This window comes from Streptosporangium sp. NPDC002721, assembly GCF_042888905.1.
GTDB lineage: Bacteria > Actinomycetota > Actinomycetes > Streptosporangiales > Streptosporangiaceae > Streptosporangium.
In genome coordinates, this window is record NZ_JBIAQI010000026.1 from 135,727 (window position 1) to 161,606 (window position 25,880).

General features: G+C 70.2%; 28 protein-coding genes and 1 pseudogene. 15 read left to right on the top strand and 14 right to left on the bottom strand.

Annotated elements, in window-relative coordinates; genetic code table 11:
- Positions 1 to 29 precede the first annotated feature (29 nt).
- The 13 genes from ACFYWM_RS32975 (at position 30) to ACFYWM_RS33035 (ending at position 15,843) form a co-directional block, all read left to right on the top strand.
- Positions 30 to 1,445 (top strand): aldehyde dehydrogenase family protein, encoded by a 1,416-nt coding sequence (locus ACFYWM_RS32975; protein ID WP_389921818.1) that lies wholly within the window; start codon positions 30 to 32, stop codon positions 1,443 to 1,445.
- On the top strand, positions 1,442 to 3,067 hold the full coding sequence (locus ACFYWM_RS32980) for a sugar ABC transporter ATP-binding protein (RefSeq protein ID WP_389921821.1): 1,626 nt from the start codon (positions 1,442 to 1,444) through the stop codon (positions 3,065 to 3,067). Before ACFYWM_RS32975 ends, ACFYWM_RS32980 begins: the two co-directional genes overlap by 4 nt.
- Complete coding sequence (locus ACFYWM_RS32985) at positions 3,064 to 4,050, top strand: ABC transporter permease (RefSeq protein ID WP_389921824.1); 987 nt, start codon at positions 3,064 to 3,066, stop codon at positions 4,048 to 4,050. Before ACFYWM_RS32980 ends, ACFYWM_RS32985 begins: the two co-directional genes overlap by 4 nt.
- 37 nt (positions 4,051 to 4,087) lie before the next feature.
- Positions 4,088 to 5,074 (top strand): substrate-binding domain-containing protein, encoded by a 987-nt coding sequence (locus ACFYWM_RS32990; protein ID WP_389921826.1) that lies wholly within the window; start codon positions 4,088 to 4,090, stop codon positions 5,072 to 5,074.
- Positions 5,075 to 5,257: 183 nt separating this feature from the next.
- Positions 5,258 to 7,249 carry a discoidin domain-containing protein gene (locus tag ACFYWM_RS32995; protein WP_389921828.1) on the top strand — a complete coding sequence of 664 codons (1,992 nt, stop codon included), beginning with the start codon at positions 5,258 to 5,260 and terminating at the stop codon, positions 7,247 to 7,249.
- 227 nt (positions 7,250 to 7,476) lie between these two features.
- On the top strand, positions 7,477 to 8,283 hold the full coding sequence (locus ACFYWM_RS33000; RefSeq protein ID WP_389921830.1) for an SDR family NAD(P)-dependent oxidoreductase: 807 nt from the start codon (positions 7,477 to 7,479) through the stop codon (positions 8,281 to 8,283).
- 287 nt (positions 8,284 to 8,570) lie between these two features.
- A complete protein-coding gene (locus ACFYWM_RS33005) occupies positions 8,571 to 8,795 on the top strand; it encodes a helix-hairpin-helix domain-containing protein (RefSeq protein ID WP_389921833.1) in 225 nt (74 codons plus the stop codon).
- A 200-nt stretch (positions 8,796 to 8,995) separates the two neighbouring features.
- On the top strand, positions 8,996 to 10,372 hold the full coding sequence (locus ACFYWM_RS33010) for an alpha/beta fold hydrolase (RefSeq protein ID WP_389921836.1): 1,377 nt from the start codon (positions 8,996 to 8,998) through the stop codon (positions 10,370 to 10,372).
- A gap of 168 nt (positions 10,373 to 10,540) precedes the next feature.
- The gene (locus ACFYWM_RS33015; protein ID WP_389921839.1) at positions 10,541 to 11,062 is read left to right on the top strand and encodes an RNA polymerase sigma factor; all 522 of its coding nucleotides are present in this window, start codon (positions 10,541 to 10,543) and stop codon (positions 11,060 to 11,062) included.
- A complete protein-coding gene (locus ACFYWM_RS33020; RefSeq protein WP_389921842.1) occupies positions 11,059 to 12,309 on the top strand; it encodes a CU044_5270 family protein in 1,251 nt (416 codons plus the stop codon). Before ACFYWM_RS33015 ends, ACFYWM_RS33020 begins: the two co-directional genes overlap by 4 nt.
- Before the next feature lie 171 nt (positions 12,310 to 12,480).
- On the top strand, positions 12,481 to 13,344 hold the full coding sequence (locus tag ACFYWM_RS33025; protein WP_389921845.1) for a class I SAM-dependent methyltransferase: 864 nt from the start codon (positions 12,481 to 12,483) through the stop codon (positions 13,342 to 13,344).
- Between the two features lie 67 nt (positions 13,345 to 13,411).
- Positions 13,412 to 14,059: a TetR/AcrR family transcriptional regulator gene (locus tag ACFYWM_RS33030; protein WP_389921847.1), complete on the top strand. Its 648-nt coding sequence runs from the start codon at positions 13,412 to 13,414 to the stop codon at positions 14,057 to 14,059.
- 266 nt (positions 14,060 to 14,325) lie between these two features.
- Positions 14,326 to 15,843: a serine/threonine-protein kinase gene (locus tag ACFYWM_RS33035; protein WP_389921850.1), complete on the top strand. Its 1,518-nt coding sequence runs from the start codon at positions 14,326 to 14,328 to the stop codon at positions 15,841 to 15,843.
- A 164-nt stretch (positions 15,844 to 16,007) separates the two neighbouring features.
- Here ACFYWM_RS33035 and ACFYWM_RS33040 read toward each other — a convergent pair whose 3' ends face one another.
- Positions 16,008 to 16,736, bottom strand: a complete 729-nt coding sequence (locus ACFYWM_RS33040; protein ID WP_389921853.1) for a winged helix-turn-helix domain-containing protein — start codon at positions 16,734 to 16,736, stop codon at positions 16,008 to 16,010.
- A gap of 383 nt (positions 16,737 to 17,119) precedes the next feature.
- Entirely contained in the window at positions 17,120 to 17,575 is a 456-nt protein-coding gene (locus tag ACFYWM_RS33045; protein ID WP_389921855.1) for an ester cyclase, read from the bottom strand.
- 482 nt (positions 17,576 to 18,057) lie between these two features.
- Here ACFYWM_RS33045 and ACFYWM_RS33050 point away from each other — a divergent pair, with 482 nt between their 5' ends.
- Entirely contained in the window at positions 18,058 to 19,074 is a 1,017-nt protein-coding gene (locus tag ACFYWM_RS33050) for an oxidoreductase (protein ID WP_389921858.1), read from the top strand.
- A 58-nt stretch (positions 19,075 to 19,132) separates the two neighbouring features.
- Here ACFYWM_RS33050 and ACFYWM_RS33055 read toward each other — a convergent pair whose 3' ends face one another.
- The 6 genes from ACFYWM_RS33055 to ACFYWM_RS33080 form a co-directional block, all read right to left on the bottom strand.
- Complete coding sequence (locus ACFYWM_RS33055; protein ID WP_389921861.1) at positions 19,133 to 19,594, bottom strand: hypothetical protein; 462 nt, start codon at positions 19,592 to 19,594, stop codon at positions 19,133 to 19,135.
- A 78-nt stretch (positions 19,595 to 19,672) separates the two neighbouring features.
- Positions 19,673 to 20,191 carry a DUF4279 domain-containing protein gene (locus tag ACFYWM_RS33060; RefSeq protein WP_389921864.1) on the bottom strand — a complete coding sequence of 173 codons (519 nt, stop codon included), beginning with the start codon at positions 20,189 to 20,191 and terminating at the stop codon, positions 19,673 to 19,675.
- Positions 20,192 to 20,281: 90 nt separating this feature from the next.
- Positions 20,282 to 20,449, bottom strand: coding sequence for an ATP-binding protein (locus ACFYWM_RS33065; protein ID WP_389921866.1), 168 nt, complete (start codon positions 20,447 to 20,449; stop codon positions 20,282 to 20,284).
- Positions 20,446 to 20,808, bottom strand: coding sequence for a hypothetical protein (locus ACFYWM_RS33070; protein WP_389921868.1), 363 nt, complete (start codon positions 20,806 to 20,808; stop codon positions 20,446 to 20,448). The genes ACFYWM_RS33065 and ACFYWM_RS33070 overlap by 4 nt, the downstream gene beginning before the upstream one ends.
- A gap of 104 nt (positions 20,809 to 20,912) precedes the next feature.
- The gene (locus ACFYWM_RS33075; protein WP_389921870.1) at positions 20,913 to 21,230 is read right to left on the bottom strand and encodes a hypothetical protein; all 318 of its coding nucleotides are present in this window, start codon (positions 21,228 to 21,230) and stop codon (positions 20,913 to 20,915) included.
- A gap of 2 nt (positions 21,231 to 21,232) precedes the next feature.
- Complete coding sequence (locus ACFYWM_RS33080; protein ID WP_389921872.1) at positions 21,233 to 21,508, bottom strand: hypothetical protein; 276 nt, start codon at positions 21,506 to 21,508, stop codon at positions 21,233 to 21,235.
- Between the two features lies 1 nt (position 21,509).
- On the opposite strand from ACFYWM_RS33080, the gene ACFYWM_RS33085 reads away from it, so the two are divergent.
- Positions 21,510 to 22,247, top strand: coding sequence for an AAA family ATPase (locus ACFYWM_RS33085; RefSeq protein WP_389921874.1), 738 nt, complete (start codon positions 21,510 to 21,512; stop codon positions 22,245 to 22,247).
- 133 nt (positions 22,248 to 22,380) lie between these two features.
- Here ACFYWM_RS33085 and ACFYWM_RS33090 read toward each other — a convergent pair.
- The 6 genes and pseudogenes from ACFYWM_RS33090 to ACFYWM_RS33115 form a co-directional block, all read right to left on the bottom strand.
- A pseudogene (locus ACFYWM_RS33090) lies at positions 22,381 to 23,052 on the bottom strand (DUF5753 domain-containing protein); the annotation flags it as partial.
- A gap of 26 nt (positions 23,053 to 23,078) precedes the next feature.
- Positions 23,079 to 23,603: a DUF6879 family protein gene (locus ACFYWM_RS33095; RefSeq protein WP_389921876.1), complete on the bottom strand. Its 525-nt coding sequence runs from the start codon at positions 23,601 to 23,603 to the stop codon at positions 23,079 to 23,081.
- Positions 23,572 to 23,823, bottom strand: a complete 252-nt coding sequence (locus tag ACFYWM_RS33100) for a hypothetical protein (RefSeq protein ID WP_389921879.1) — start codon at positions 23,821 to 23,823, stop codon at positions 23,572 to 23,574. The genes ACFYWM_RS33095 and ACFYWM_RS33100 overlap by 32 nt, the downstream gene beginning before the upstream one ends.
- A 327-nt stretch (positions 23,824 to 24,150) precedes the next feature.
- A complete protein-coding gene (locus ACFYWM_RS33105; protein WP_389921881.1) occupies positions 24,151 to 24,555 on the bottom strand; it encodes an ATP-binding protein in 405 nt (134 codons plus the stop codon).
- Between the two features lie 157 nt (positions 24,556 to 24,712).
- Complete coding sequence (locus ACFYWM_RS33110) at positions 24,713 to 25,183, bottom strand: hypothetical protein (RefSeq protein WP_389921884.1); 471 nt, start codon at positions 25,181 to 25,183, stop codon at positions 24,713 to 24,715.
- Positions 25,180 to 25,635 (bottom strand): hypothetical protein, encoded by a 456-nt coding sequence (locus tag ACFYWM_RS33115; RefSeq protein ID WP_389921887.1) that lies wholly within the window; start codon positions 25,633 to 25,635, stop codon positions 25,180 to 25,182. The genes ACFYWM_RS33110 and ACFYWM_RS33115 overlap by 4 nt, the downstream gene beginning before the upstream one ends.
- Positions 25,636 to 25,880 lie beyond the last annotated feature (245 nt).

Here is a 25,880-nt window from a genome sequence, read left to right on the forward strand (position 1 = left end):
CACGGCTCGCATGGAAGGAAGTGCAACGAATGTCCGCTGTCACCTCGCCGGACGCCTCCGTCATCACCGTCCGCAACCCCGGCACCGGCGAGCAACTCGGGGAGGTGGAGGCGGTGAGCGCGGAGCGGGTGGCCGCGGTGGTCGAGGCCGCCCAGGAGGGCCAGCGGGCGATGGCGGCCATGCCCGCCCACGAGCGCGCGGACCTCCTGCGCCGGGTCGCCGACCTGATCGAGGCCGAGCGGGTGGAGCTCGCCACGCTGCTCGCCGCCGAGAACGGCAAGCCCGTGCAGCAGACCCGCGGCGAGGTCGACGCCGCGATCCGGATCTTCCGCGGGTACGCGGGTGAGGCCACCAGGCTCTTCGGCCGCCAGATCCCGCTCGACGCCGTACCCGGCCTGGAGCGGCACCTCGCGGTGACGATGCGCGAACCCCTCGGCGTCGTCGCGGCGCTGGTCCCGTTCAACTACCCGGTCGAGCTGTACGCGCACAAGGCGGCCGCGGCCCTCGCCGCGGGCAACGCCGTCGTCGTCCAGCCGCCCGCCCGCTGCCCGCTGTCCCTGGTCAGGGTGGCCGAGCTCGTCGAGCGGGCCGGGGCGCCCGCCCACGCCCACCAGCTGGTCACCGGGGGCGTCCCGGTCTCCCAGGCGCTGGCGCAGCTTCCGGGGATCGCGGCGGTGAGCCTCACCGGCAGCACCGCGGCGGGCCGCGAGCTCGCCCGCCTCGGGGCCGCGACCCTGAAGAAGGTCTTCCTGGAGCTCGGCGGGAACGACGCGCTCATCGTCTGCGACGACGCCGACGCAGAGGAGGCCGCCCGCGCCGTCGTCCTCGGCCGCCTGGCCAGGGGGAACGGGCAGATCTGCTGCGCGGTCAAGCGCGTCTACGTACAGGACGGCATCCACGACGCCTTCGTCGAGTCCCTGCTCGGCCAGACCGCGAAGCTCGCCGTCGGCGACCAGCTGCTGGAGGAGACCGACGTCGGCCCCCTCATCGCCGAGGAGGCCGCCGAGCGGGTCGAGGCCGCCGTCGGCAGGCTCGTCGGGGAGGGCGCCAGGCTCGCCGCCGGGGGCGGCAGGCGCGGCGCGTTCGTCGACCCGGTCGTGCTGGTCGACGTGCCCGCCACGAGTCCCACCTTCGCCGAGGAGATCTTCGGCCCGGTGGCGCCCGTCGCCCGCTTCTCCGACCCCCTCGACGCGGTGCGGATGGCCAACGAGTCCCCGTACGGCCTGCACGCGGCGGTCTTCACCCGGGACGTCTCGCGGGCGTTCACCATCGCGCGGCGCCTCGACGTCGGCGGGGTCGTCGTCAACGGCTCGACCGCGCTGCGCGCCGAGAACCTGCCGTTCGGCGGTACCAAGGACACCGGCGGCTACCGCGAGGGCCTGCACGAGACCGTCCTCGACTTCACCCGGCAGAAGACGGTCGTCGTCATGGAGGCGTTCGGATGAGCCTGGAGCTCCGGGGCGTCCGCAAGGACTACGGCGGCGTCGAGGTGCTGCACGGGGTGGACCTCCTGGGCCACCCCGGCGAGGTCCTCGCCGTGGTCGGCGCGAACGGAGCCGGAAAGTCGACCCTGATCAGGATCCTCGCCGGTGCCCAGCCCATGAGCGCGGGCGAGATGTGGATGGACGGCGAACGGGTCGAGCTGCGCTCGCCGCACGACGCGCACGCCCGGGGCATCCGCACCGTCTACCAGGAGCTGACGCTGGTACCCCAGCTGTCGGTCACCGAGAACCTGCTGATGGGGCACTTCCCCAGGAAACGCGGCGGGCTCATCGACTGGGCGGCGGCGCACGCGCGCGCCGGGGAGCTGCTGGAGGGCATCGGCTTCGGCGCGATCGACCCGCGTACCGTCGCGGGCCGCCTCACGGTGGCCAGGCAGCAGATGGTGGAGATCGCCAAGGCGCTGGTGGACGAGCCGCGCGTGCTGGTGCTCGACGAGCCCTCGGCGGTGCTGGCCGGAAGCGACCTGGAGTCGCTGTTCGCGCTGATCAGGCGGTTGCAGGAGCGCGGCGTGCTGATCGTCTATGTCTCCCACCGGCTCGCGGAGGTCCTGGAGCTGGCCACCTCGATCGTGGTGATCAAGGACGGCAGGATCGTCGAGACGACCGAGCCCGCCCGCACGGACGAGAACGAGCTGATCCGCCTCATGGCGGGCCGCCGCCTCGAACAGATCTACCCCGACCGGCGTACCGGGCACGGTGAGATACGGCTCAGCGTCTCCGGGCTCACGCGCGGGGGCGAGTTCGAGGACGTCTCGTTCTCCGTACGCTCGGGGGAGATCGTCGGGCTGTTCGGCCTGGTCGGCTCCGGCCGCAGCGAGCTGGCCCGATGCGTCTTCGGCGCCGAACCCGCCTCCGCGGGCGAGGTGCGGGTCGTCCACTCCGGGGCTGGTTCCGCGTCTGCGTCCGGGTCCGCGTCTGCGTCCGGGTCCGCGTCTGCGTCCGGGTCCGCGTCTGCGTCCGGGTCCGGGTCTGCGTCCGGGGCCGTTTCCATCGACCGGGCGCGCGGACGGTCCGGTGCCGTCGGGTTCCGTACGCCGGCCGAGGCCATCGCGGCCGGGCTCGCGCTCGTCACCGAGGACCGCAAGCGCACCGGCCTGGTGCTCGGTATGAGCGTGCTCGACAACATCACGCTCACGACCCTGTACTCGGCCACCCGGGGCCCGCTGATCGACACGGGCCTCAGGCGCAGGAACGTCACCGACATGATCGACCGGCTGGGCATCCAGCCCCCGGGGTGCGCCTCGATGCCGGTGGTCAACCTCAGCGGCGGCAACCAGCAGAAGGCCGTGCTCGCCAAGTGGCTGCTGGCCGAGCCGCGCGTGCTCATCCTCGACGAGCCGACCCGCGGCGTGGACATGGCGGCCAGGGTCGACATCTACCGGATGATCGACGACCTCGCCCGGCAGGGGCTCGCCGTCCTGCTCATCTCCTCGGACCTGACGGAGGTGCTCGGCGCCACCGACCGGGTGCTCGTGATGAACCAGGGGCGCATCACCGGTGACCTGCGCTCGGACCAGACCACGGAGGACGAGATCCTCGCCCACTCGATCGGACTCACGGCATGACCCGTACAACCCCAGCCCCGGCGGCCCCGGCTTACGGCAGGTTCCCCAGGCTGGTCCTGGCAGGCCGGGACCTCACCGCGCAGGTCGCGTTCGTCACGCTCATCGTGGCGCTCGTCGCGGTGGCGGCGCTCACCTCCGATACCTTCCTCACCCCGACCAACCTCACCAACCTGCTCAAGCAGATGGTCACCACCGGCCTGCTGGCGTACGGCATGCTCGTGGTGATCCTCACCGGCGGCATCGACCTGTCGGTCGGGTCGGTGGTGGCCTTCTCCGGCATCGTCACCGCCGGGCTCGTCTCCGACCTGCCCATCCCGATGGCGACGTTCGCGGGCATCGCCTGCGGGATCGGGTTCGGGCTGGTGAACGGCGTGCTGGTGGCCCGGTTCGGGCTGGCGCCCTTCGTGGTGACCCTGGCGGCGCTGACCACGATCAGGGGTCTGGCGTTCGTCTACTCCGAGGTGCCGATCACCCCCGAGGACCCGGCGTTCCTCACGCTCGGCTCGGCGATGCTCGGCCCCGTCCCGCTGAGCACCGTGATCATGCTGGCCGTGTTCCTCGCGGGCGGCCTGTTCCTGACGCGCTTCCCGGCTGGTCGCTCCATCGTCGCGATCGGCGGCAACGCCGAGGCCGTGCGGCTCGCGGGCATCAACGTGCGCAGGCACGTGATCCTCGCCTACACGATCAGCGGCGCGTGCGCCGGTCTGGCGGGCGTCATCCTGGCCAGCCGGGTGGGCATCGCCCAGCCGAGCGTCGGGGTCGCCTTCGAGCTCGACGCGATCGCCGCGTGCGTGATCGGCGGGGCGAGCCTGGCGGGCGGGCGCGGATCGGCGAGGGCCACCTTCGGCGGCGTCCTGGTCCTCGTACTGATCAACAACCTCCTCAACCTGTACGGCGTGCAGAGCTTCTGGCAACAGGTGCTCAAGGGACTGATCATCATCGCCGTCATCCTCGTCCAGCGCGCCAACCAGGCGCGTGCCTGACGTACCCGCTCCACGACACCCCCCGAGGTATACCGAAATGAACGTCAGAAAATTCAGTGGCCTGCTGGCCACCGGCCTTCTCGCCCTCAGCCTCGCCTCCTGTTCCTCCAGCGGGAGCGAGCCCACCACCGCCGCCTCCGCCTCCGGCGACGGCTCCTACACGATCGGCGTCGCCAACTTCATGCTGAGCGGCCCCTACTTCAGCGGCATGGACAAGGCGATCGCCGCCCAGGCCAAGAAGAAGGGCAAGATCGAGATCATCAGCACCGACGCCAACGGCGACGCGGCCAAGCTCGCCTCCAACGTCGAGGACCTGCTGAGCAAGAACGTCGACGCCATCATCATCTCCGGCGGCCCGCTGGAGTCGGCGCCCGCGGCGCTCAACGCGGCCAAGACGGCGAACAAGCCCGTGGTCCTGGTGGACCGCAAGTTCCAGACCGGCGAGTACACCAGCTGGATCGGCCCGGACAACAAGGCGATCGGCGTACAGAACGGCCAGTTCCTCGCCGAGAAGCTGCCCAAGGGCGGCAAGGTCGCGATCATCAAGGGCGGCCCCGCCGACAACAGCATCGGTCTGGCCCGTACCGAGGGCGTGAAGTCGGTGCTCGGGAGCACCGCGGGCATCACGCTCGTCGAGGCCCCCGACTTCGGCAACTGGGGCTCCGACGGCGGCCTGACCGTGATGGAGAGCCTGCTGGCGACCAACCCCGACCTCGTCGCGGTGTTCTGCGAGAACGACGCGATGTGCCTGGGCGCGCAGCGAGCCATCGCGGACGCGGGCAAGTCCGAGCAGATCGTCATCGCGGGCGTCGACGGCCAGGCCGAGGCGCTCAAGGCGATCCTCGACGGGACCAACTACCTGGTGACCGGCCTGAACGACGCGGACATCATCGGCGCCAAGGGGCTGGACCGGGCGGTCGAGATCCTGGGCGGCGCCAAGGTCGAGAAGGACACCGTGGTGCCCTCCCCGAGGGTGACCAAGGACAACGCGGCCGAGTTCCTCGACCCGAAGGGCGGCTTCTGACCCCGGGCCGTCCGGGGGGACGGCCCGTGGAGCACGGCCGGTCGTGAACGGCGGCGGGGTGGCGGTCGGCGACGCCACCCCTGGTCGCCCGGCACCGGAACGGAGGTGCGAACACCCGCGAGGGCGCGGGTCGCGTTCAGGCACGAGCAACGCCTTACTCGTCGAGTGAAAGGCACGTAACCCATGCGAAGAAACGTCAGAGGGGCCGCGCGCAAGGCGGCCCTCGCCGCGGTCACCACGACCGTCGTGGCACTCACCTCGTTCGGGGTCAGCACCCCCGCGACAGGCGAGACCGCCGCCGCACCGGCCGGGACCCGTAATCCCGGTCCGAGCGCCCCGAGCACTCAGAGCAGTCCGAGCACCCCGAGCACCCCGAGCACTCAGAGCAGCCAGAGCACCCCGGCCACTCCGAAAGCGCAGGCCAAGGCGGGCGCGGAGAGCAAGGCGGGCGCGGCGAAGAGCGCCGCCGCCTGGACCCTGCTGCACTCGGAGAACTTCTCGTCTCCCATCAACACGGGCAACGCGCCATGGGTGAGGGAGAACCACACCACCCCGTTCGACACGATCATGGACGACTCGGGCCAGTGGTACCGCAACGACTACGGGCCCGCCTGGACCACCGCGTTCAACTCCTTCGCCACCTACCGCAAGGAGTTCCCGGTCGGCCAGGGCGGCTGGCTGACGGCCTCGCTCTCGGCCCGTGACTGGAACAAGGACGGCGTCATCGAGTCGCCGCCGTCGATCACCACCGCGACGGTGGGCGGCGCTCCGGCGGCGGTGCTGAACGTGCCCGACCACACCGGCGGGGCGATCTTCCGGCCCACCAACAAGCTGCCCGACCAGTATCGCGTCGAGTACAAGCTCAAGACCATCGACTTCGGCGGCAAGCGGAACGGCTCGATCGAGTACGACGGCAAGGTCAACGGCTACGGCACCCAGGGATGCAAGACCCAGCACCCGTGGGGCGAGGGTTCCCGGAGCCCCGGCTGGAGCGGCAACGCCGCGGCGCCCTACTGCGAGTGGCAGGACGTGCGGTCGGGCCCGTACGGCTACAACGGCTTCCACTTCATGTCGATCGTGGACTTCGCCAACCCCGCGCCGAGGAACAACCACTTCTGGCACTATCGCCGCAAGGTGCTGATGGACTCCTTCTCCCAGCACCCCGACCGGGTCGGCGGCGGCACCGGCGGGCGGGTCTGCAACTCCAACACCAACCAGTACTACAACTACCGCGACGGCAACTTCAACACGGTCAACATGTGGATCAGCGGCCTGCCCAACTGGACGCCGGGACCCGGCGGCCTCGCGGGCAACTCCCAGTGGTTCATGACGAGCTGCTCCGGCGGCGTGGCCGAGCAGCAGCTGTCGTCGGCGGCCGAGCTCCAGCCCGAGCTGATGCCCAACCAGTCCTACACCTTCGCCATCGAGCGCGACGCCACCGGCTACGTCCTGGAGGCGAGCGGCAACTTCGCCAGGGTCGGGCAGAAGACGATCCGCTTCCACCGTCCCTTCATCGTCAACAACGCGCCGATCTGGCACTACAACGTCAAGCCCGAGGAGTACGACGGCCGCTACAACGCCACCCTCGTCCAGAACGACGTGAACGGCAGCGCGTCGTGGCCGAACCAGTGGCCGGCCGGGTCCCAGTACCCCGACTACTTCGTGATCGGCGACCTCTACACCAACGTCTACGAGGGCAGCGCGAGCCTGACCGACATCCGCCTGTACGTCCCCGAGACGACGCAGCCGGTCACCAACCTCGCGCTGAACAAGCCCGCCACCGCGAGCAACCAGTGCGCGGCCAACGAGGCTCCCGCCAAGGCCGTCAACGGCAGCTGGACGGCCGGGAACTCCGACAAGTGGTGCGCGCTGGGCGCCGGCAAGTGGCTCCAGGTCGACCTGCAGTCGAACACGCAGGTGGGACGGTTCGTGCTGCGCCACTCCGGCGCGGGCGGCGAGAAGACCGCCTGGAACACCCGCGACTTCGACCTCCAGGTCAGTACCAACGGCACCACCTGGACGAACGTCGTGAGCGCCCGGGGCAACACCGCCAACGTCACCACCCACACCATCACACCCGTCACCGCCCGGTACGTCCGGCTCAACGTCATCACCCCGACCAACGACAGCGACACCGCGGCCCGCATCTTCGAGCTGGAGGCCTACGCGAGCTGACGAACGAGCGCGCGCCGCGGCGGGAGCCCTTGCCGCGGCGCCGCGTTCGCCGGGTGTGAGCGTCCGGGCGGGTATGAGCACCCGTCCGGACGCCGGATGAGAGGTCCGAATCCGGCCGGAATTGCCGGTCTGAATCCTGCCAGCCCGGGATCGCGTGCCCGCCATAGCTTTGCTCGCGTGCAGGGCCCCCGCCTCCGTACGGGGCCCGACGACGAGAGGGCTACTCCATGGACCTGCAGCTTTCCGGCCGTGTCGCGGTCGTCACCGGTGCCTCCAAGGGCATCGGCCTGGCCGTCACCCGTACCCTGCTCGACGAGGGGGCCCGTGTCGTGGCCGCCTCGCGCAGGAGCACCCCGGAGCTGGACGCGCTCGGCGGCGCCGACCTTCTCCACGTACCGGCGGACCTGACCGACCCCGAGGCGCCTGCCCTGGTCGTGGCGCGGGCCGTGGAGACGTTCGGCGGGCTGGACATCCTGGTGAACAACGCCGGTGGCCCGCCGCCCGGCGCGGCCCTGCCGCGCTTCTCGTTCCTCACCCCCACGGACGACGACTGGCGGGCGATGTTCGAGTTCAACCTGTTCTCGGTCGTACGGGCCGTCCGTGCCGCCGTCCCGGTGATGCTCCGGCGGGGCGGCGGCGCGATCGTCAACGTTTCCTCGGGCGGCGCCCGGCTGCCGGCCCCCATGAACGTCGACTACAACGCGGCCAAGGCGGGCCTGAGCAATCTCACCAAGGCGCTGTCGGAGGAGTTCGCGCCGCAGGGGATCCGGGTGAACACCGTGTCACCGGGGCCCGTCCGGACGGCGTGGTGGACCGAGGAGGGCGGCGCGGCCGACATCATCGCCGCGCAGGCGGGAACCGATCGCGACACCGTGCTGGACAGCGTCGCGGTGGAGATGATGAGGCTCACCACCGGCCGTCTCGTCGAGCCGCGGGAGGTCGCCGACGTGGTCGCCCTGCTCGTCTCGCCGCGCTCGGCGAGCACCACCGGAGCGGACTTCGCGGTAGACGCCGGTTTCCTCAAGGAGATCTGACAAACCCGGCTCCGGTTCCCGGCGGGGACCGGCCTTCCCGAGGTCACGTGAGTGTCGGTGGCCACCCGGCGCTGTCCCGTCCCGTCCCGTCCCGCCGATTCTGTCGTGGGGGGATGCGAGACTTGCGCCACCGCGCCGCGTGTTCCCGCGAAGCCGGACTCCCACGAAGCCGGATTCCCGTGACGGGGTGTTCCCGCGCCAGGGATTCTCCGAGCCGAGGGGTTCCCCGTGGCGAGGGGTTCCCCGCACCGCCGGGCGCCCGGCCGCCCGTTCCGTAAGGAGGCATCATGACGACCCCGCACTCGGACGACGTCCTCGTCGACATCCCCGCCAACATCGGGCGTCCCGCGCGCGGGGCCCTGGCCGAGGCCGGTTACACGACGCTCGCCCAGGTGGCCTCCCTGACCGAGCGGGAGCTCCTGCGGCTGCACGGCGTGGGCCCCAAGGCCGTCCGCCTCCTGCGCGAGGCCCTCGCCGAACGCGGCCTCGCCTTCGCCGACCGGGAGGCCTGAGCCCCCGCCGGCCGGGAGGCCTGAGCCCCCGCCGGCTGGGAGGCCTGAGCTCCCGCCGGCTGGGAGGCCTGAGCCCTCGCCTTCACCGGCCGGGAGGCGTGAACCCTCGCGGGATGACATCCCCCGGTCTGATTCGCCGTCTCCGGAATCAGACCGGGATCCGATGTGGCCGGGCCAGCCGGTCGGAGATCGTGGCCGTCATGCTGACGTCAATCGCCATCGCCCTGACGCTCCTCGGCTCGGGCGTACAGGCGCCGAAGACAGACCCCCTCGACTGGAGCGCCTGCCCGGGTGACAAGATCGGGATGGAGTGCGCCGACCTGCGGGTCCCCGTCGACTGGCAGAAGCCCGACGGGCGCGAGATCACCCTGAAGCTGGGCCGCCTGAAGGCGACCGGCACCTCCGAGGGCTCCGTCCTGATCGCCTACGGCGGCCCCGGCGGGCCGGGGATCGCGATCACCCAGTCCCAGAACTCGTGGAACGGGCTCCGTGAGCGCATGGACATCGTCACCTGGGACACCCGGGGCTACGGCGAGCAGTTCCGCGGCCTGAGCACCGGCCTGCCGTGCACCTGGACACGCGTCCCGCTGCCCCCGTTCCCCGAGGACGACGCCGACTTCGGGCGGCTCTCCGACACCAACCGAGGCTACGCCGAGGCCTGCCGCAACCAGGATCCCGAGTTCTTCGCCAACATGAGCTCGGCCGACAACGCCAGGGACATGGAGGCGATCAGGAAGGCGCTCGGCGGCGCGAAGCTCAACTTCTACGGCGCCTCCTACGCCGGGTTCTACGGGCAGGACTACGCCCGCCTCTTCCCCGGCCAGGTGCGCACGATGGTGCTCGACGGCACGTGGAACCACAGCGCCGCCGACTGGGCCGGAGAGATGGAGGCGATGGCCCGGAGCAACGAGGAGGCCCTCGGCCGCTTCTTCGACTGGTGCGCCGCCGCCGGGAAGTGCCGCGACGTGCCCGCGAGGTGGCGCAAGCTGGTCGCCGGGGCCGACCGCGCGCCGATCCCCGCGAGAAAGGCCGGGATCGCGTACGACGGACGCGACCTGCAGGCCTTCGCGGTGAGCGCGGCCAGGGGCGGCGCCGGGGCGTGGCCGGAGCTGGCGCGGGACATCCGCGCGGCCGCCGGCGGTGACGCCTCCGGCTTCGTGCCCGAGCGCGGCGCCCGCTACCCCGACCAGTCGACCGGCGTCACCGAGTGCGTCGACTGGCCCCGTCCCGCCGGCCGCGCCGAGTTGGAGGCGATGATCGCCCGGCTGCGTAAGGTCGCGCCCAACGCGGGAACCGCCAACACCCTGGCGACCGGGACCCTCGGCTGCGTCGGCTGGCCGGTGAAGGTGACCAACCCGCCCGCCCCGTTGCCGAAGGGCCTGCCGCCCATGCTCGGCGCGGGCGCCTGGGGCGAGTCCGACGCCGTCCAGCGGGTGCTCGGGCAGGTGCCGGGCAGCGTCACCGTCCGCCACGAGGGACCCGGCCACACGCTCTACGGTTTCAACCCCTGCGCCCGCGCCCACATCGACCGCTACTTCACCGACCGCGTGCTCCCCTCGGCGGGGACGAGGTGCTGACACGCCGGAGGGCGGTCCTCAGGGGCCCGCCGCCCCGGTCCCGGACAGGGGCGATTCCTGATTTGTGATGTTTCGTACCATTTCTCGTGAAGAAGGCAGGTAACAAACGAGGGGCCCCGGCCATTTCCCGGTGTCAGAACAACACATCCGACACGAAGGGGGCGGGCGGTGACGGACGACTCGCAGCGGTTCACCAGCATGTACGACGAGTGCCGGCAGCGTGTCTGGGCCTACGTGGTCAGCAGGGCGGGACGGCAGGTGGCGGACGAGGTGGTGAGCGAGACGTTCGCGATCGCCTGGCGGCGGCTGGAGGACGTGCCGGAGCCGGCCCTGCCGTGGCTCCTCGGGGTGGCCCGCAACGTGCTGCGCGACAACGTCCGGGCGGAGGTCCGGCGCGACGCGATCAGCGCCGAGCTGCGGACCTGGATCGAGGACGACGTCGCCGAGCAGGTCGCGGAGCGGCTCAGCGTGCTCAAGGCGCTGACGGAGCTGTCGGAGGACGACCGGGAGCTCCTGATCCTCACCGCCTGGCAGGGGCTCTCCCCCCGCGACGCGGCGCGGGTCGTCGGCTGCTCCCCGACCGCGTTCCGGGTACGGCTCCACCGCGCGCGCAAGCGGCTCAAGCGGGAGATGGACACCGCCGCGTACCCCGGACCCCGGATGAGGAACCTCAGCGAGGAGTGGTCATGAACCCCATCGATCAGCTGCGGGCCGCACGCCCCGGGCACCTGGGGGACACCCCGGTCGATCCGCGTACCCGGGCCGCCGAGCTCTCCCGCGCCATGGCGGGGCCCCGGAGAGCACCGGCCAGGCGCGGGGTCGTCCGCCCGGGGTGGGGCCTCGGCCTCGCCGGGGCCGCCGCGGCCGTGACCGCGGTCGCCGTCACGATCTCCGCCACCGGCGGCACGGTCCCGGACGCGTCCCCCGCCCGCCCGAACCCGGACCTGGCGATCTCCGGCCCGGAAGTCCCCGGTTCGACGGCCTCCGGCCCGGCGAGTTCCAGCTCGGCGAGTTCCAGCCCGACGGCCTCCGCCTCGCGGGTCGAGCTCTCCAGCCGGTCCATCCTGCTCGCCGCCGCCCACGGGGCCGCCCGCCAGCCGGACACGACCGGCGCCTACTGGCACACCGCGTCGGTGACCCGGATGTTGTCCGAGGCGGCAGACGGGGACTACACCGTCGTCGAGCTGGCGAGGAACGAGGGCTGGACCCCGCTCGCGACCGGCGGGGAGCAGTGGTTCCGTACGCGGTCACTCGGGGCGCGGCCCGCGAGCCCGGACGACGAGGCGGCCTGGCGGCGGGCCGGTTCGCCGACCAGGATCAAGGTCGAGGTCCCCGGCAAGCAGGGGAGCGGCGGATACGGCGGGTACGTCGTCTCGACCGAACCGGGAGAGGCGAAGGACGACCGCTCCCCGCTCGTCGACGGGGACAAGGTGTTCTGGCTGGGCCGCAACGTCACCATGAAGGACCTGCGTGGCCTGCCCGACGACCCCGGCGCTCTCAAGGCGTGGCTGCTGCGCGCGTACAAGGGGACCGGCACCGAGGCGGACACCCCGATGTCGTCGGACGCCTGGCTGTTCTCCGTCGCGATCGGGCTGATCACCGAGATGCCGGTCACCCCGCGGGTGCGCGGCGCCGCCTTCCGGATGCTGGCCGACCTCAAGACCGCCGAGGTCTCCCGCGACGTCACCGACGCGGAGGGCCGCACCGGCAGCGCGGTCGCCATCGAGGAGCGGGTCAGGGGGAAGGCGGACGCCAAGGGCCCCGAGGGAGTCCTGCGGAACCGCCTGATCTTCGACGAGGCGACCGGCACCGCGCTGGCCAGGGACAGCGTCGTGGTACGGCCGGGTGGCCTGCAGGCTGGATTCGAGCCGGGCACGGTGTGGCACTCCCAGACCATCCTCGAAGCCGGCTGGACCGACGAGAAGCCCGCGTCCTGAACCCCTGACCCGCCGTACCCCCGGGGGCGTACGGCGGGTCGGGAATTGACATCTCCCGTCCGGTGTCCTCATCATGAACGAGCATTCATGAACAAGCGTTCATAGCAGGGATGTCGCGATCCGGAGCCGGGGAGCCGTTCGGGACGTCCTGGACTCCACGGGAGGGACTCGATGCTTTCCATCGTCAACACCGAGCAGGCGGAAGCGTGGAACGGCTACGAAGGGAGCCACTGGGCCGATCACCAGGCCCGGTACGACGCCGTGAACAGCGGGTTCAACGACCACCTGCTCGCGGCGGCCGCCATCGGTGACCGGGACCGCGTGCTCGACGTCGGATGCGGCAACGGGCAGGTGACGCGCCTCGCCGCCGGGCGGGCGCGACTCGGGCGGGCCACCGGGATCGACCTGTCGGCGCCGATGCTGCGGCGGGCGCGTGCCAGTGCGGCCGAGGAGGGGGTCGCCAACGTGGCGTTCGAGGAGGGCGACGCCCAGATCCACCCCTTCCCCGCCTCGGGCTTCGACGTGGCCGTGAGCCGGTTCGGGATCATGTTCTTCGCCGATCCGGTCGCCGCGTTCGCCAACATCGGCCGCGCGCTGCGACCGGGCGGGCGACTGGCCGTCCTGTCCCTGCGGAGAATGGCGGACAACGACCTGGACATCGTCTTCGCGGCGATGGCCGAGCACCTGCCGCCGAGCCCCACCCCGGCCGGGCCCGGTTCCGCCGGTCCGGAGTCGTCGGCCGGTCCGGAGTCGCTGGCCGACCCGGTCCGCGTCCGCGAGGTGCTCACCGGCGCGGGCTTCGAGAAGGTGACCTCCACGCCGGTCGACGCGCCCCAGGTGTGGGGCAGGGACGCCGTCGACGCGGCCGGTTTCCTCGGAGCGTGGGGTCCCGTCCGCTTCACCCTCGGCCAGGTCGGCGAGGACGCCGCGGCCCGAGCCCTCGACGCGCTCACGGCGGCACTGCGGCCCTACGAGGAGCCCGACGCCGTACGACTGCGCGGCGCCGCCTGGCTGATCACCGCCACCCGCCCCTGACCGTCACCCACCCCGGAGCGCGCCTTGAACGATCATCCGTTCCCAGCGGTCACTACGATGCGATGTGATGTCCCCGAGAAAAGCAGCGGCCCTGCGTGACGGCGAGGGCGATCAGAGCCTGCGCGAGCACCTGGTCGCCGCCGCCGTACGCCTCATGGCCCGGCGCGGCACCGCGGGGCTCACCGTGCGAGACATCGCCCGCGAGGCCCGGGTCGCCGACGGTGTGCTGTACAACCACTTCGAGGGCAAGGAGGAGCTGCTCGCGCTCGCCCTGCACGCTCACGTCCGGAGCGTCGAGCGCGGGCTGGGCGAGCGGCCCACCAGGGCCGGAAGCGGCACCGTCGAGGACAACCTGCGCGCCTACGTCACCCAGGGGCTGGCGCTGCACGCCGCGATCCTGCCCTCCTTCGCGGGCCTGGTCGGCCGCCCGGAGGTTCTCCTCCGGTTCGCGAACCTGCCCAACCCGACGGCGGGCGGCCGGGGACTGCGCGCGGACCTGGCCGCGTACCTGCGCGCCGAACGAGACCTCGGCCGCCTGGCCCCGGAGGCCGACGCCGAGGCCGCCGCAACCATGATCATTGGCGCCTGCCACGAGCTGGTCCTGCCCCACCTGTTCGGCGGTGGCGCGGCGACCGCCCTGGAGGTCCCACCCGGGTTCGTCGAGGACCTGGTCACCACCGTTCTGAACGGCATAGGCCCGGCCCGTACTCCCTGAAGCCGATTCCCGGCGCGGCGATACCGGCGCCGTCGAATATCCGGTGGGGAAGGAAACGAAAATTCGACGGCCGGAGGGTCTTCGGAAAACGGGACGCCTCTCCTGTGCCGGTCGCCCGGCATGGCGAGACGTCGTTCTCGCGGTTCCGGACCCGATCGTCCGGGGTTCTTCCGGGGGGCAGGGAAGAGCATTTTCTGATTTCACCCGCCCTCGCGAGTTGTGATAACTAATTTCATAGATCTTTTTCTGACGATCCCGGCTGGGAAATGCCGGGAGGCGGGAGGCCCGTGAACACCGAGGGATGGGCGGTCAGCGTTCCCCGAGGGTATCGCGTCGGTGACTGGAAGGTCGGCAAACCCATCGCCACGGGGAGCTGGGCGAGCGTCTACCTGGGAGTTCGGGACGGGATTCCGGACGGGCTCCGAGACGGGCTTCGAGACGGTGAGGGCGCGACACGCGCGGCGTTGAAATTCCTGCCCACGGGCACGGTCACCCGGCGCCAGCTGAAATATCTCACGGACATGACGCAGCGGGAAATACGCCTGCACAGCAGGCTGCGGCATTCCCGGCTGATTCGGCTACGCGAAACGCTCGTTGTCGACGACAGTGAAAATCCCGAACTCGACGGCGCGTGCGTTCTGGTCATGGACCTGGCGGAACGTTCGCTGGCCGATCTGATTCGAGGGGGAAGCGCCGTTCCCGACGCGCCGAGGCTGATCGCCGAGATCTGCGAGGGAATAGCGCACATGCACGCCGAGAGGTGGGTGCACGGGGACCTCAAGCCCAACAACGTGCTCGTGATGGCCGACGGCTCGGCGCGTCTGGCCGACTTCGGCCTGGCGACCGAGATGGACGGGACCCACGGTTACCTTCCCCCGATGGGGTCGGTGGACCACGTGCCCCCGGAGCGCTGGGGTGAGCCCCTGACCGAGCGTGGACACGCCGTATGGGCCTCGGCCGATGTGTGGGCGCTCGGTGTGACGGCATGCCAGCTGCTCACCGGCCATCTTCCCTTCAGTGCCCCGACCGCCCGCGCGCGCTACGTCGCCGCCGCCGAGTACGCGGCCGGCGAGCGGCCCCTCACGCTCCCGGCCTCGTTGCCCGAGGCCTGGCGTTCCTGGGTGGCCGACTGCCTGGCCCCCGACGCGAGGCTCCGGCCCAGCGCGGCCCGCCAGCTCTACCGGGCGCGGGTGCTGGCCGGCACCGTCGAGGCCTCGCCCCGGCGGACGGGCATGCGGACGGCGGGAGCGATGGCCGCGGCCCTGCTGGTGCTGGCCGGTGTCTCGGGGGCCGGGATGGTCGACTCCTCCGTGGCCGATCCGTACGGACGCTGGTTGCGCTCCGACTCCGACATCCCCCCGGAGTACCGCGCCCTGATCGTCGAAGCCGGGACGATGTGCGACGAGCCGGGTCTGAGCCCGGCCCTGATCGCCGGAGTCCTGAAGGCGGAGAGCGACTTCGACGCGGAGCTGTTCGACGCGGCCAACAACGAGTACGGCCTCGCGCGCTGGACGCCGTCCGTGCTGCAGTACTACCTGCCCGTCGACCGCCGCGGCGTCGTCCCCACCCCGCCCTTCTCGCCCGAGGACACCATCCCCGCCGTCGGCCGCTACATGTGCGTACGGCTCCCCCTGATGGCCGGGGTGCCAGGAGATCCCGGCCTGCTGGGGGCCGCGGCGTTCCGCTCCTCCGACGACGTGGTCCGCGAGGAGAACGGGGTCCCCGAACGCATCCGGCCGTTCGTCGAACGGGTGCGGAAGCACCGGGCCGAATACGAGCCGTGATCGCACGGGGAGACCGGGCGCCCACTCGTACGGAGACCGGGCGCCGGTCGTGCCGTACGGAAACCCCGGTCATGCCCGTACGGGAGACCGGGGCGAACGGCCGCGCGCGCGGAGGGCCGGGCCGGGTGGGTGCGCGGAACCGGGCCGGGCGTCAGCCGCGACGATCACGTGCTCAGCCGCCGCAGGTGCTCCTCCCGCACCAGGTCGAAGCGGAGCGCGACGGAGACCAGCGCGGCGCGTTGCCAGTCGGCCTTGCGCGAACCGGACGACGGTTTGACGCGCAGTTTCGTACGCGCCAGATAGTCGATGTGGAAGTTGACCGCGGTGCGGGTCAGTCCCGCGCAGCCGGGGACCTCGCGCAGCCGTTCCAGCACCTCCGGCACCGTCGGGATGATCGAGGACGCGCCGTCGCGGAGGCGCGGCTCGCAGAGCGCGACCAGCACGAGAAAGTACTTCGCCGTCTCGTCCAGGGAGAAGCCGGAGATCGTCGGCTCGCCGACCGCCAGGGTCTCGGGCGCGTCGGGGTCGATGAAGCTGTGCTGCGAGGCGAACACCAGGAAGGAGCAGGCGCCGCCCGCCACCGGGAGCACCACGCGGGCGAACTCGAACGGCACGGGCGCCGCCACCCGCCGCGGAGCCACCTTGAGGAACTCCCCTCCGCCCTCGGGATTCTCCACGACCAGAGTGGAGTCATGGCTGAGGTTGGTGAGCAGCCAGTAGTCCTCCATGGCGCAGATGATCCCGGCCCGCCGGGAGACCCCCGGATTGTCCAGCAGGAAGTCGACCGGGACGCCCGCCGTCCCGCGACCGAAAGTGATCTCGCGGCCCGGGGAGAGCTCGATGACGGCGGGTTCGGCGCTGGAGCCCTCGGCCTGCAAGAGGATCGTCCGCATCCACCACGCCCTCACAGCACCCTGGAAGCTTGCAGGTTCACAGGACCCCAGCCTATGCCGAACGATGTTCGTGTCAGCGCTGGATCACGGGGGCCCAGCGTATCGGCGGTCGTCATCACCGCGTCGCGAAGGAATCGCGCTCGTCCCGAGCCAGTGTGAAGTCCTTCCGCGTCGAGACGTCGAGACGGGGGCTGGTCCCAGGGGAGGGACCGGCTCCCCTGTCCGGCACCTGGAGTACCCGGAGCACCCGGATTGCCCGGGAATTCCGCGACGGGCTCGTGACCACCCTCAGCCTGCCGGACGATCGCCCGCGCGACCGGCCCGGGGGAGCACCTGACCCGAGCAGTCCTGACCCAGGGCCCTGGCTCAGGCGGTCCGGTGGCTTAGGCGGTCCTGACCTGAGCGGCGGGAAGAGCGAGCTTGGTCAGGCCGAAGCCGAGCTGGCTGTACAGCTCCAGCTGGTCGAAGTACTCGCGGTGCGTCACGATCAGGTCGTCGGCGACGTGAGCCATACACGAACCGCGGATGGTGATGCGACGTTCGGTTCCCTCCGCCTCGCGTCCGTCGGGCAGGAGGAAAGGCCCCATGTGAGTGCCGGTGAGCGTCCATTCCGCGACCACGGGATTGTCGCAGGGAGTCTCCAGCCAGGTCGTCAGGTGAAGGTCGGGAAACCCCTTGAAGAACTGCTCGTAGACCCAGGTGATCTGCTCACGCCCCTCCGCTATGCCCGCCGGTGAGACGAGGACGGCGTCCGGGCTGTAGAACTCGACCACCCAGTGCAGATCATGAGCGTTGACCGCTTCGGACAAATGGCTTTTGATCTTTCGTGCGTTGGACATTAATACGGCCCTTCGCTGGTACGAGGCGAGACGTCGGCTCGCCGAGGATCCCGACCTGGTCGGGATGGCATACGTCGCGGCGCTCAGGTGACATCGGGTCGGGCCATGGCCCCGACGGCGCTTTCCCAACGCTACCCAGCGAGGAGTCAGCCGCCGGTTCGGATGGCGTCGTATTCGCTCCATGGAAGGTGCCACGGCCTCCCAACCACCCCATAACGGTGCAAGCAAGGCAAAAAGGATCGCGAACATCGAGCGCCGACCGGCGAGTGACGATCCTCCGGGTTCGTTCAACCTCGCGATCAGCCCTACCGGCACCCGGCCTTCCCGGTGGGAAACCCGACGAACTTGCTAAACGGAGCACCCTCCGTTAGCGTCGGTCCAAGCGAAGCGGAGTGTCCTCCGTTTCAACGGGCCATCGCGAAAGAGCCCATACGTCACACCGAACCCGGCCGTACCGGCCTCGACGTCCCGGAGGGGATCACATGACCACATCAACCCCGCAAACCCCGCTCGGCACGGGGTACGGCCCCGCGACGACCGCGAGCGAGATCGTCGCCGGAGCCGACCTCACCGGCAGGACCGCGATCGTCACGGGCGGCTACTCCGGCCTCGGCGTCGAGACCGTCCGCGCGCTGCGCACGGCCGGGGCGTCGGTCGTCGTCCCCGTACGGAACCGCGAGAAGGCGGCCGAGACCCTCGCGGGCGTCGACGGCGTCCAGCTCGAACCGATGGACCTCCAGGATCCCGCGTCGGTCGACGCGTTCGCCGACCGCTTCCTCGGCGAGGACCGGCCGCTGCACATGCTGATCAACAGTGCCGGGATCATGGCCGTCCCGCTCTCACGCGACGCGCGCGGCTACGAGTCCCAGTTCGCGACCAACCACCTCGGCCACTTCCAGCTGACGCTCCGGCTCTGGCCCGCGCTGCTGCGCGCCGAGGGCGCCAGGGTGGTCGCGGTCTCGTCGTGGGGACACCGCGAGTCCGGCATCGTCTGGGACGACATGCACTTCGAGCGCCGCCCGTACGACCCGATGAGCGCGTACGGCCAGTCGAAGACGGCCAACAACCTCTTCGCCGTCGAGCTCGACCGGCGCGGACGCGACCACGGCGTCCGGGCCTTCTCCCTGCACCCGGGCAGGATCCTCACCCCGCTCGTCCGGTACACCGACCCGGAGATCCTCCGGCGGATGGGCATGATCGACGAGAACGGCGAGCCGATCGTCGACCCGGCACGCAACAAGAAGAGCCCCCAGCAGGGCGCCGCGACGAGCGTGTGGTGCGCCACCAGCCCGCAGCTCGACGGACTCGGCGGCGTCTACTGCGAGAACTCCGACATCGCCCCGCTCGTCCCCGACGGTGACGACCCCGTCGCCCTCGCCGAGGAACGGGTGCGAACCCAGCAATCGCACGCCTTCGGCGTCATGCCCTACTCGATCGACCCGCACTCCGCGACCCGGCTGTGGGACCTCAGCGAGAAGCTCACCGGCATCTCCCTCTGAAAGGCGCCGCGCCCGGAAGGCGTGGCACCGAGGAGCGCGGCGGCCGGAGGAGTGGTCCTCAGTCGTAGAAGAACAGCTCAAGATCCTCGATGGTTCCCGGCCCCGTCAGGAATTCCTCGGCCTTGGCGACCTCGTTTTCCGGTGGCGGTTTGCCCTCGACGAGTTCGTTCAACCACATCTCGCCCTGCTCGCCGATCGCATAGATACCGGACAGCAGTTCGGCCATGCCCGCGGGGTGTGGCGGGTTGTGCCCGACGACGGGTTGGAGTTTCCATCCACCTGCCTGGGCGGCCAACCGGAGCACACCGGCCCAGTTGGCGATCCGCCCGGTACGCACATGCCACGAGTCCTCGGTGAACGGGGCCATCCGTCCGTCATGGAGAGGGTTGGTGGCGACCATGATGTCCTCGATCACCTGACGTTCCAAGGCGTTGCGAACCCAGCGCCCGTCCTGCGATTCCTTGATGGCGGCGGACCACCACGTCCATGCGCCGTCGAGCCGGTCCGCGAAGCTGTCCATGCCGGCAAGTTTCCTATTTCCTGTAACGCGACGCCGCAGGTTTTCGGGAAGGTCGATCACTGGCCAAAGCGACAGGGGTCAGGTCATGTCGTACTCATCGACATCCAGGGCGGCACCGGTGGCGGTCAGGAAGCGCAGAACGTCGAGGTCGAGGTGCCAGCCGAGCAGGGCGGGCTCCTGAAGTGCTTCTGGGTTCATGGTGTTCGAGAGGGGCGTCCGGGGATCGTCCTCGTGATCGTTGAGATAGCGCACGACCTCCAGGACCGCGCCGCCGTATTTCGCGTCTTCAATGCTTTCGGCGTCTTCGGCGTCTTCGGCGTCTTCGGCGTTTTCAGCGCGAAGACGTGCGGCGAGCTCGGCGATGCGGTCGGTATGGGGCCGGAGCCGCTCCAGAACATGAGACACCTGCTCGTCGACAGACAGGCCGGGCTCGCGGCATACGACCTTCCAGGCGTGGCTGATCGGTCTGACCGGTTCGGCGCCGCGGCTTCCCCTGACCGTGATCTCGTCAGGTTCGATGCCCAGCCACCTCGCCATCTCCTCCGCGGAGGTGTGTCGGCTGAACAACGCGAAATAGACATACTGGCGAACGCGCATTCCGTGACATTAGGCGGTTCTGCCCAGTCGTGATCGATCGATCCTGAGGGTGGCGGCGCTTCTCCAGGCCCGCGCCGCCACGCCGGTCTGTCAGGTGAGCTCGAACCAGATGACCATTCCGGTGGGGTCGCGGTGGAAGCCCCATCGGGTGGCGAGGTCGTTGACGAGCAGGAGGCCCCGGCCACCGGTGGCGTCCGCCCGGGGGTTCCCGGTGTAGGGGATCCGGGTGAAGCCGGAGTCCTGGACGGTGATGATCACACCATGGGAGAGGAAGGCCACCGTGACGACGAACTCCCCGGTCCGGTTGCCCGCTCCGACGCCGCTCGCTTCGATGTCGGCCGTGTCGTCCAGTTCGGCATCGGCCGGTTTCGTGTCGTCGGGTTCGGCGTCGATCGCTTCCGTGGCGATCGACTGCCGGAGTGTTCGACGGCGTTGGTGGCGAGTTCGCTGGTGAGAAGCACGGCGTCGTCGCGGAGCGGGTGGTCGTCACCGAGGATCTCGGCGACGAAGTGGTAGCCCTCCGGGCTGCTCCCCTCCCCGAGGTCGGTGCCTGAGAGAGTGAACATGCCGTACTGCACGTAGACCTCGTCGTCGATGCTGCGGAGCATGCGCGCCATGTGCGTCCCTCAATAGATCCAACCCCGGCCGGTCGCGGGTAGCCTGCCGCACACGTCCGACAAAACCACGCACACCCTCGACCGGCCTGCCGAGCAGCGTGTGGTCAGCGTGGGCGGCTGAGGGCGGCCTCGGCCAGATCCGTCCATTGCCCGGCCGAGGAGTGGGGCACGACCACCCAGTCCTTCATCTCCCTGCCCTGACCCGAGGGGTCGAACAGGCACGCACCGGTCAGCTGGAGCGCGGCTGCGTGTTCGGGGGTGTCCCTGACCAGCCGGAACACCATCGCGCCGTCGCGCTGCAGGCTCGCGAACACCTTCCCCGCCTGATCCTTGAGCGCGGGACTCCCCATCATCTTGGAGATCCCCACACCCAGGTCGGCCAGCTCGGCGCCGACCCGCTTGAAATCCTCTTCCGCGCTCATCGTCAGTCGGTCCCCAACTCCATGGCGGCGTGGTCGAGCGGCTCGTCGTGGCCGGGGCCCCTTCCGCGCGACGCGATCGCCTCGGCCCCGCCTTCCGGTAGCACGGCGATCAGGCTAGTCATCCCGGTGGCGCCGATCAAGGCCGGACGCGGGGCGCCGGCCATGCCGAGTCCCGCCGCCGGATCGACGGTGTTCGAGAGGCGCCGCGGAGGATTCTCCCCGCTGATCCCCGTCCGTACCCGAGCGGCTACCCCGGCACGATCGGCGATACTGACCACGATGCTGATGACAAACCTGCGCGTTCCCGACCCCCACCCCAGCGAGTGGCCGTTCACCCTGCCCCCGGTCGCGCACCTGGTCGACGGTGTCGAATTGACCGCCCCGGTGACGTTCCTGGTGGGGGAGAACGGCTCGGGGAAGTCCACGATCGTCGAGGCCGTCGCCGACGTGTGCCGGATCAACTCCGAGGGAGGGAAGGCCGGGACGAAGTACTCCAGCAGGGGGCCCGCGACCACCCTGCTCGGCGAGGTCCTGGACGTCGAGCTGACCTCGCTCGGGCTGCGGCTCATCCACGGTCCCCGGCTCAAGAGGCGAGGGTTCTTCCTCCGCGCCGAAACCCTGTTCAACCTGGGGAACAATGTGTCCGGCCTGTACGGCTACTGGGAGGAGGACCTCGCCGAGCAGTCACACGGTGAGGGGTTCTTCACGGTTCTCGAACGGATGGTGACCGGTCCCGGCCTGTATTTGATGGACGAGCCGGAGGCGGCCCTGTCGTTCACCTCGTCCCTGCGGCTGCTCAGCCTGATGAACCGGGTGCGCGGCGAGGGCGGCCAGATCATCTGTGCCACCCACTCGCCGATCCTCGCCAGCCTGCCCGGCGCCCAGATCCTCGAACTCGACGACCACGGCATCCACACCACCGAGTGGGACAAGCTCCAACTGGTCGACCACTGGCGCCGCTACCTGGCCAAACCCGAGCTCTACCTGCGCCACGCGCTGGACCAGGGCGACGGCTGACCCCGGCCTTACCACCAGGAGCAGCACCTGCCGAGGCCTGCGCGGCTGGCCGACAGCGCCGGACGAGCCTGAAGACGCCGAAATCGGGTGACGCCGACGGGACGGCGATGTGCAGGTCATCAAAAACGCTGAAGCCTTCCAGAGGCCACACGGGGCGCCCGCTCGTGGCGAACGGGATGATTCCCAGACTGACCGAGGGCAGAGCGGCCATGGCGATCAGGTGGCCGAACTGCCCGGCCATCACCTCCGCGTCGCCGACCTGGTAGTGCAACACCGACTGCTCGACCAGGACGGCGAACCTCGCACCGGAGTGGAGCACCTTCTGACGCTCCATCCGGACGGCGACCGCCTGCTCGATGTCGTCGGGAATCTCCCGGAAGACCGTGATGGCTCCCATCAGCGCCGTCGCGTAGCCGGGAGTCTGGAACAGGCCCGGGATCAGGAGCGAGTGATAGAAGCGGAAGTGACGGGTCCGCTCGTACAGGGGGATGGAGGATTTCTGGAGCCGTCTGAGGCCGGTGCGCTGGACCCGCCGCCATTCGACGTACATCGAGGAAACGGCTCGCGCGGAGGCGATCAGATCTCTCGCCTGCTCGGCGGCCCCGCACACTTCGCACCAGGTCCTGATGTCCTTGTCGGACGGCGAGGTCCTGGCGTTCTCGATCCGGGACGTCTTCGACTCATGCCACCCCGCCGCCAACGCCAGCGCCCGGGCGGACAGGCCCGCGTCGAGGCGGATCTCACGAAGACGCCCGGCCAGCGCTTCCCGGGCCTGCCGAACGCTGGACGACGGTGACGAGGACATGACGATGCGGCCGAGGGAGCGGCAGGTCAGGCGGGACGATAGTCGCGGTGGTCGGCGGCGCGTTCCCAGACCCGTTCGAAGGACTCGACACACAGCTTCACGACAGCGAGCTTCTCTGTCATCTCGTCCTGGACGAACTCCCCGTTGCCGGCGAAGTGACTGAGCCGGACCAGGCGGCCGTCGAAAACCCAGAAGTCGTTGCCGGGAAGCGCCAGGTCCGAAGCCCGGCGCCGAGGCAGCCACCGCACGTGTTCACCGGCCGCGATGTTGGAGAAGGTGACGTCGTACTCGAACCGGACGTAGTCGCTGACCGGCTCGGACACGACACGGGCGCGACGCACCTCGACGCCGCGGGCGACGGCCTCGGCGATCACGCTGTGAAAGGAGTTCCACCACTCGTCACGGTTCGCCGGATTCTCACGATGGCCGGACCGCCAGCTCGCGAACCGGCGCGAGCCGGGATCGTAGACATCACGCATCTCCAGATGGACCGCCGAGCGTTGGGTGCCGGAGATCAGCTCACTGAACGCCGGGACCGGAGCCGTCTCCATCGCGTGCCTCCAGAACGAACGGGATCATCCGTACAGGGAATCGTATGACCGTCTCGTTCTCGGGGACGGCGCCGATCTCCGCCTGAGTCTTCACATCGGTGATCTTCCAGCCTTGAAGGATGAGATCTCCGGTCGCCTCGTCGAGCCACACCGTGGGCGAGTGGTCGTTGTCGCTGCCGGGGTCCTTACCGATGAACCGTAGCCCCATGATGATCTCCATGTGTCCGGGTATGCACGGACTTGCAGAATCGACCTTCACCCGATGCGGTGAACCGGTCAAAAATCTCGATGTGCCGACCGCTGTTCTGACCGGAGCTGGACAGCCTCACCGAAGCACGCCAGTCTGGCTCCCAATGCGGCAGGGCCGAGTCGACCCCGCTGCGTAACCGACTGCCCATCAGTGAATTCGTGAATTCCATGAGGCGCTCACCACCGTGTGGATGGCCGCCATCGGGGCTCAATCGCGGAGCGAAGAGCGCAAGCGGCTTCGTCGGTTGAGGACGTGGCGGCGCGGCTTCTCCAGGTTCGCGCCGCCACGCCGGTTCTGTCAGGTGAGTTCGAACCAGATGACGGTCCCGGTGCCGTCGCGGTGGAAGCCCCAGCGGGTCGCGAGGTCGTTGACGAGCATCAGTCCCCGGCCGCCCGTGGCCTCCAGCCCGGAGTTCCTCACGCAGGGGATCCGCGCGGAGCCGGGGTCCTGGACGGTGACCAGCACGCCGTACGGGACGAAGGCCACCGTGACGACGAACTCCCGTGGCCGCTCGACCGGTCCAGCGTCGGCGATTTTGGGATCGACCGGTTGGGTGGGGTGCTCGACGGCGTTGGTGGCGAGTTCACTGGTGAGAAGCACGGCGTCGTCGTACAGCGGGTGGTCGTCCCCGAGGATCTCGGCGACGAAGTTTCGCGCGGACCTGACCTGGTCGCGGGTGGCTCCGAACCGTTGAGAGATCACCGGAGAGCTGGCGGGTACGTGACCCGCGTGACCCGCGTGACCCGAGGGCGTCGACCATCCGGGCACGTGGCCCAGGTGCGGCGACCATACCGCTCCCGCCTGGTCCGGACCTGCCTGGGCCGGTTCCGTGGCGTCGTCGGCTGTCGCCCGGAACCGGTCAGCGAACGCGCCGACGAGCACGGAAAGGAGTCGCCCTGCCATTCCCACCACCCCCCTTCCTCGTGATCGCGATGCTCTTCCCGCCCTCGGCGTCCCTTTCCGCGACTCTGACGTCCTCGGTGCCGCCGACACCTTCGGACCGCGGCTCTGGAACGGCCGTTCGGCGGCCCGTCCCAGGAAGAGGACGCCGTGGCCGTTCACGCTGTTCGGGGGCGAGGTGGGGACGGAAGTCCTCGACGTGCCGCATCCGCGCGACCAGCTCGGAGAGGGTGCCGGCCTCGATCAGTCCGACGCGCTCCCGGCACCAGGCGGGGGAGAGCACCCACCAGCGTTCGGTGGCCTTGCCGTACCAGAGACACCAGCCGGTGAACCGAAGCGTCGGCGCACCGGTGTCGCCTTCCCCTTCCCCGGGCTCGAAGGAAAGGTCTTCCGTTGTTTCGGCGGTCGCTTCGACGGGTGGCGGGCTCATGCCGTCACCCCTTTCCGGTACGCCTCGCGCTTGCCCGGCCAGGGCCGTACACCCGGCGACTCCCGTCCGTACGACGGCTGTCCGTGCGGCGGCGCGCCCATCGCGGCCGGTCGCGCGTGGCGTCCCCTGCCTGCGGGAGAACCCGCGAAGGGACGGCTCGTCGGGCGCGCGGTCACGGTGGTGAACGGGTTCGGCGCGGTGGGTGCGGTTTGCACCGGGGGCACGGCCGAGGGCAGCCGACCGCACAGCCCGAGGCGGCGCCGGGCCGTCATGCGGGTACGGACCTGGACCGGGGTGGGCTGCTCCCACAGATGACCGGGCCGATGCGGCAGGCTGGCGGCGTCGTGCGCGTACGGGGGATGACCGCACCAGCGACAACCCAGAGGCGAGGGCGGCTGCTCAGCATGCCAGCGGATCCTGACGATCCTGACGGTTCTACTAGGGTTGGCCATGGGTCGCACCTTCCTGTGCGATCAAGGCTCTGCCGGGTGACGCTACTCGCCCGGCAGGGCCGTTTTTGTGATGACCTTGAGCTCGCTGGTCGTGCCCATCTGTGTGTTGTTGGATGGGTCGATCCCACTTGGCGGCCTGGCAAGGACTTACGGCGCCCACCATTGGTAAACCGTCTGGAGTGTCTTCTCCAGAGGGGATTGGGTGATGTCACCCGCGTTCTCGGGAACGAGTTTCTTCAGCTGAT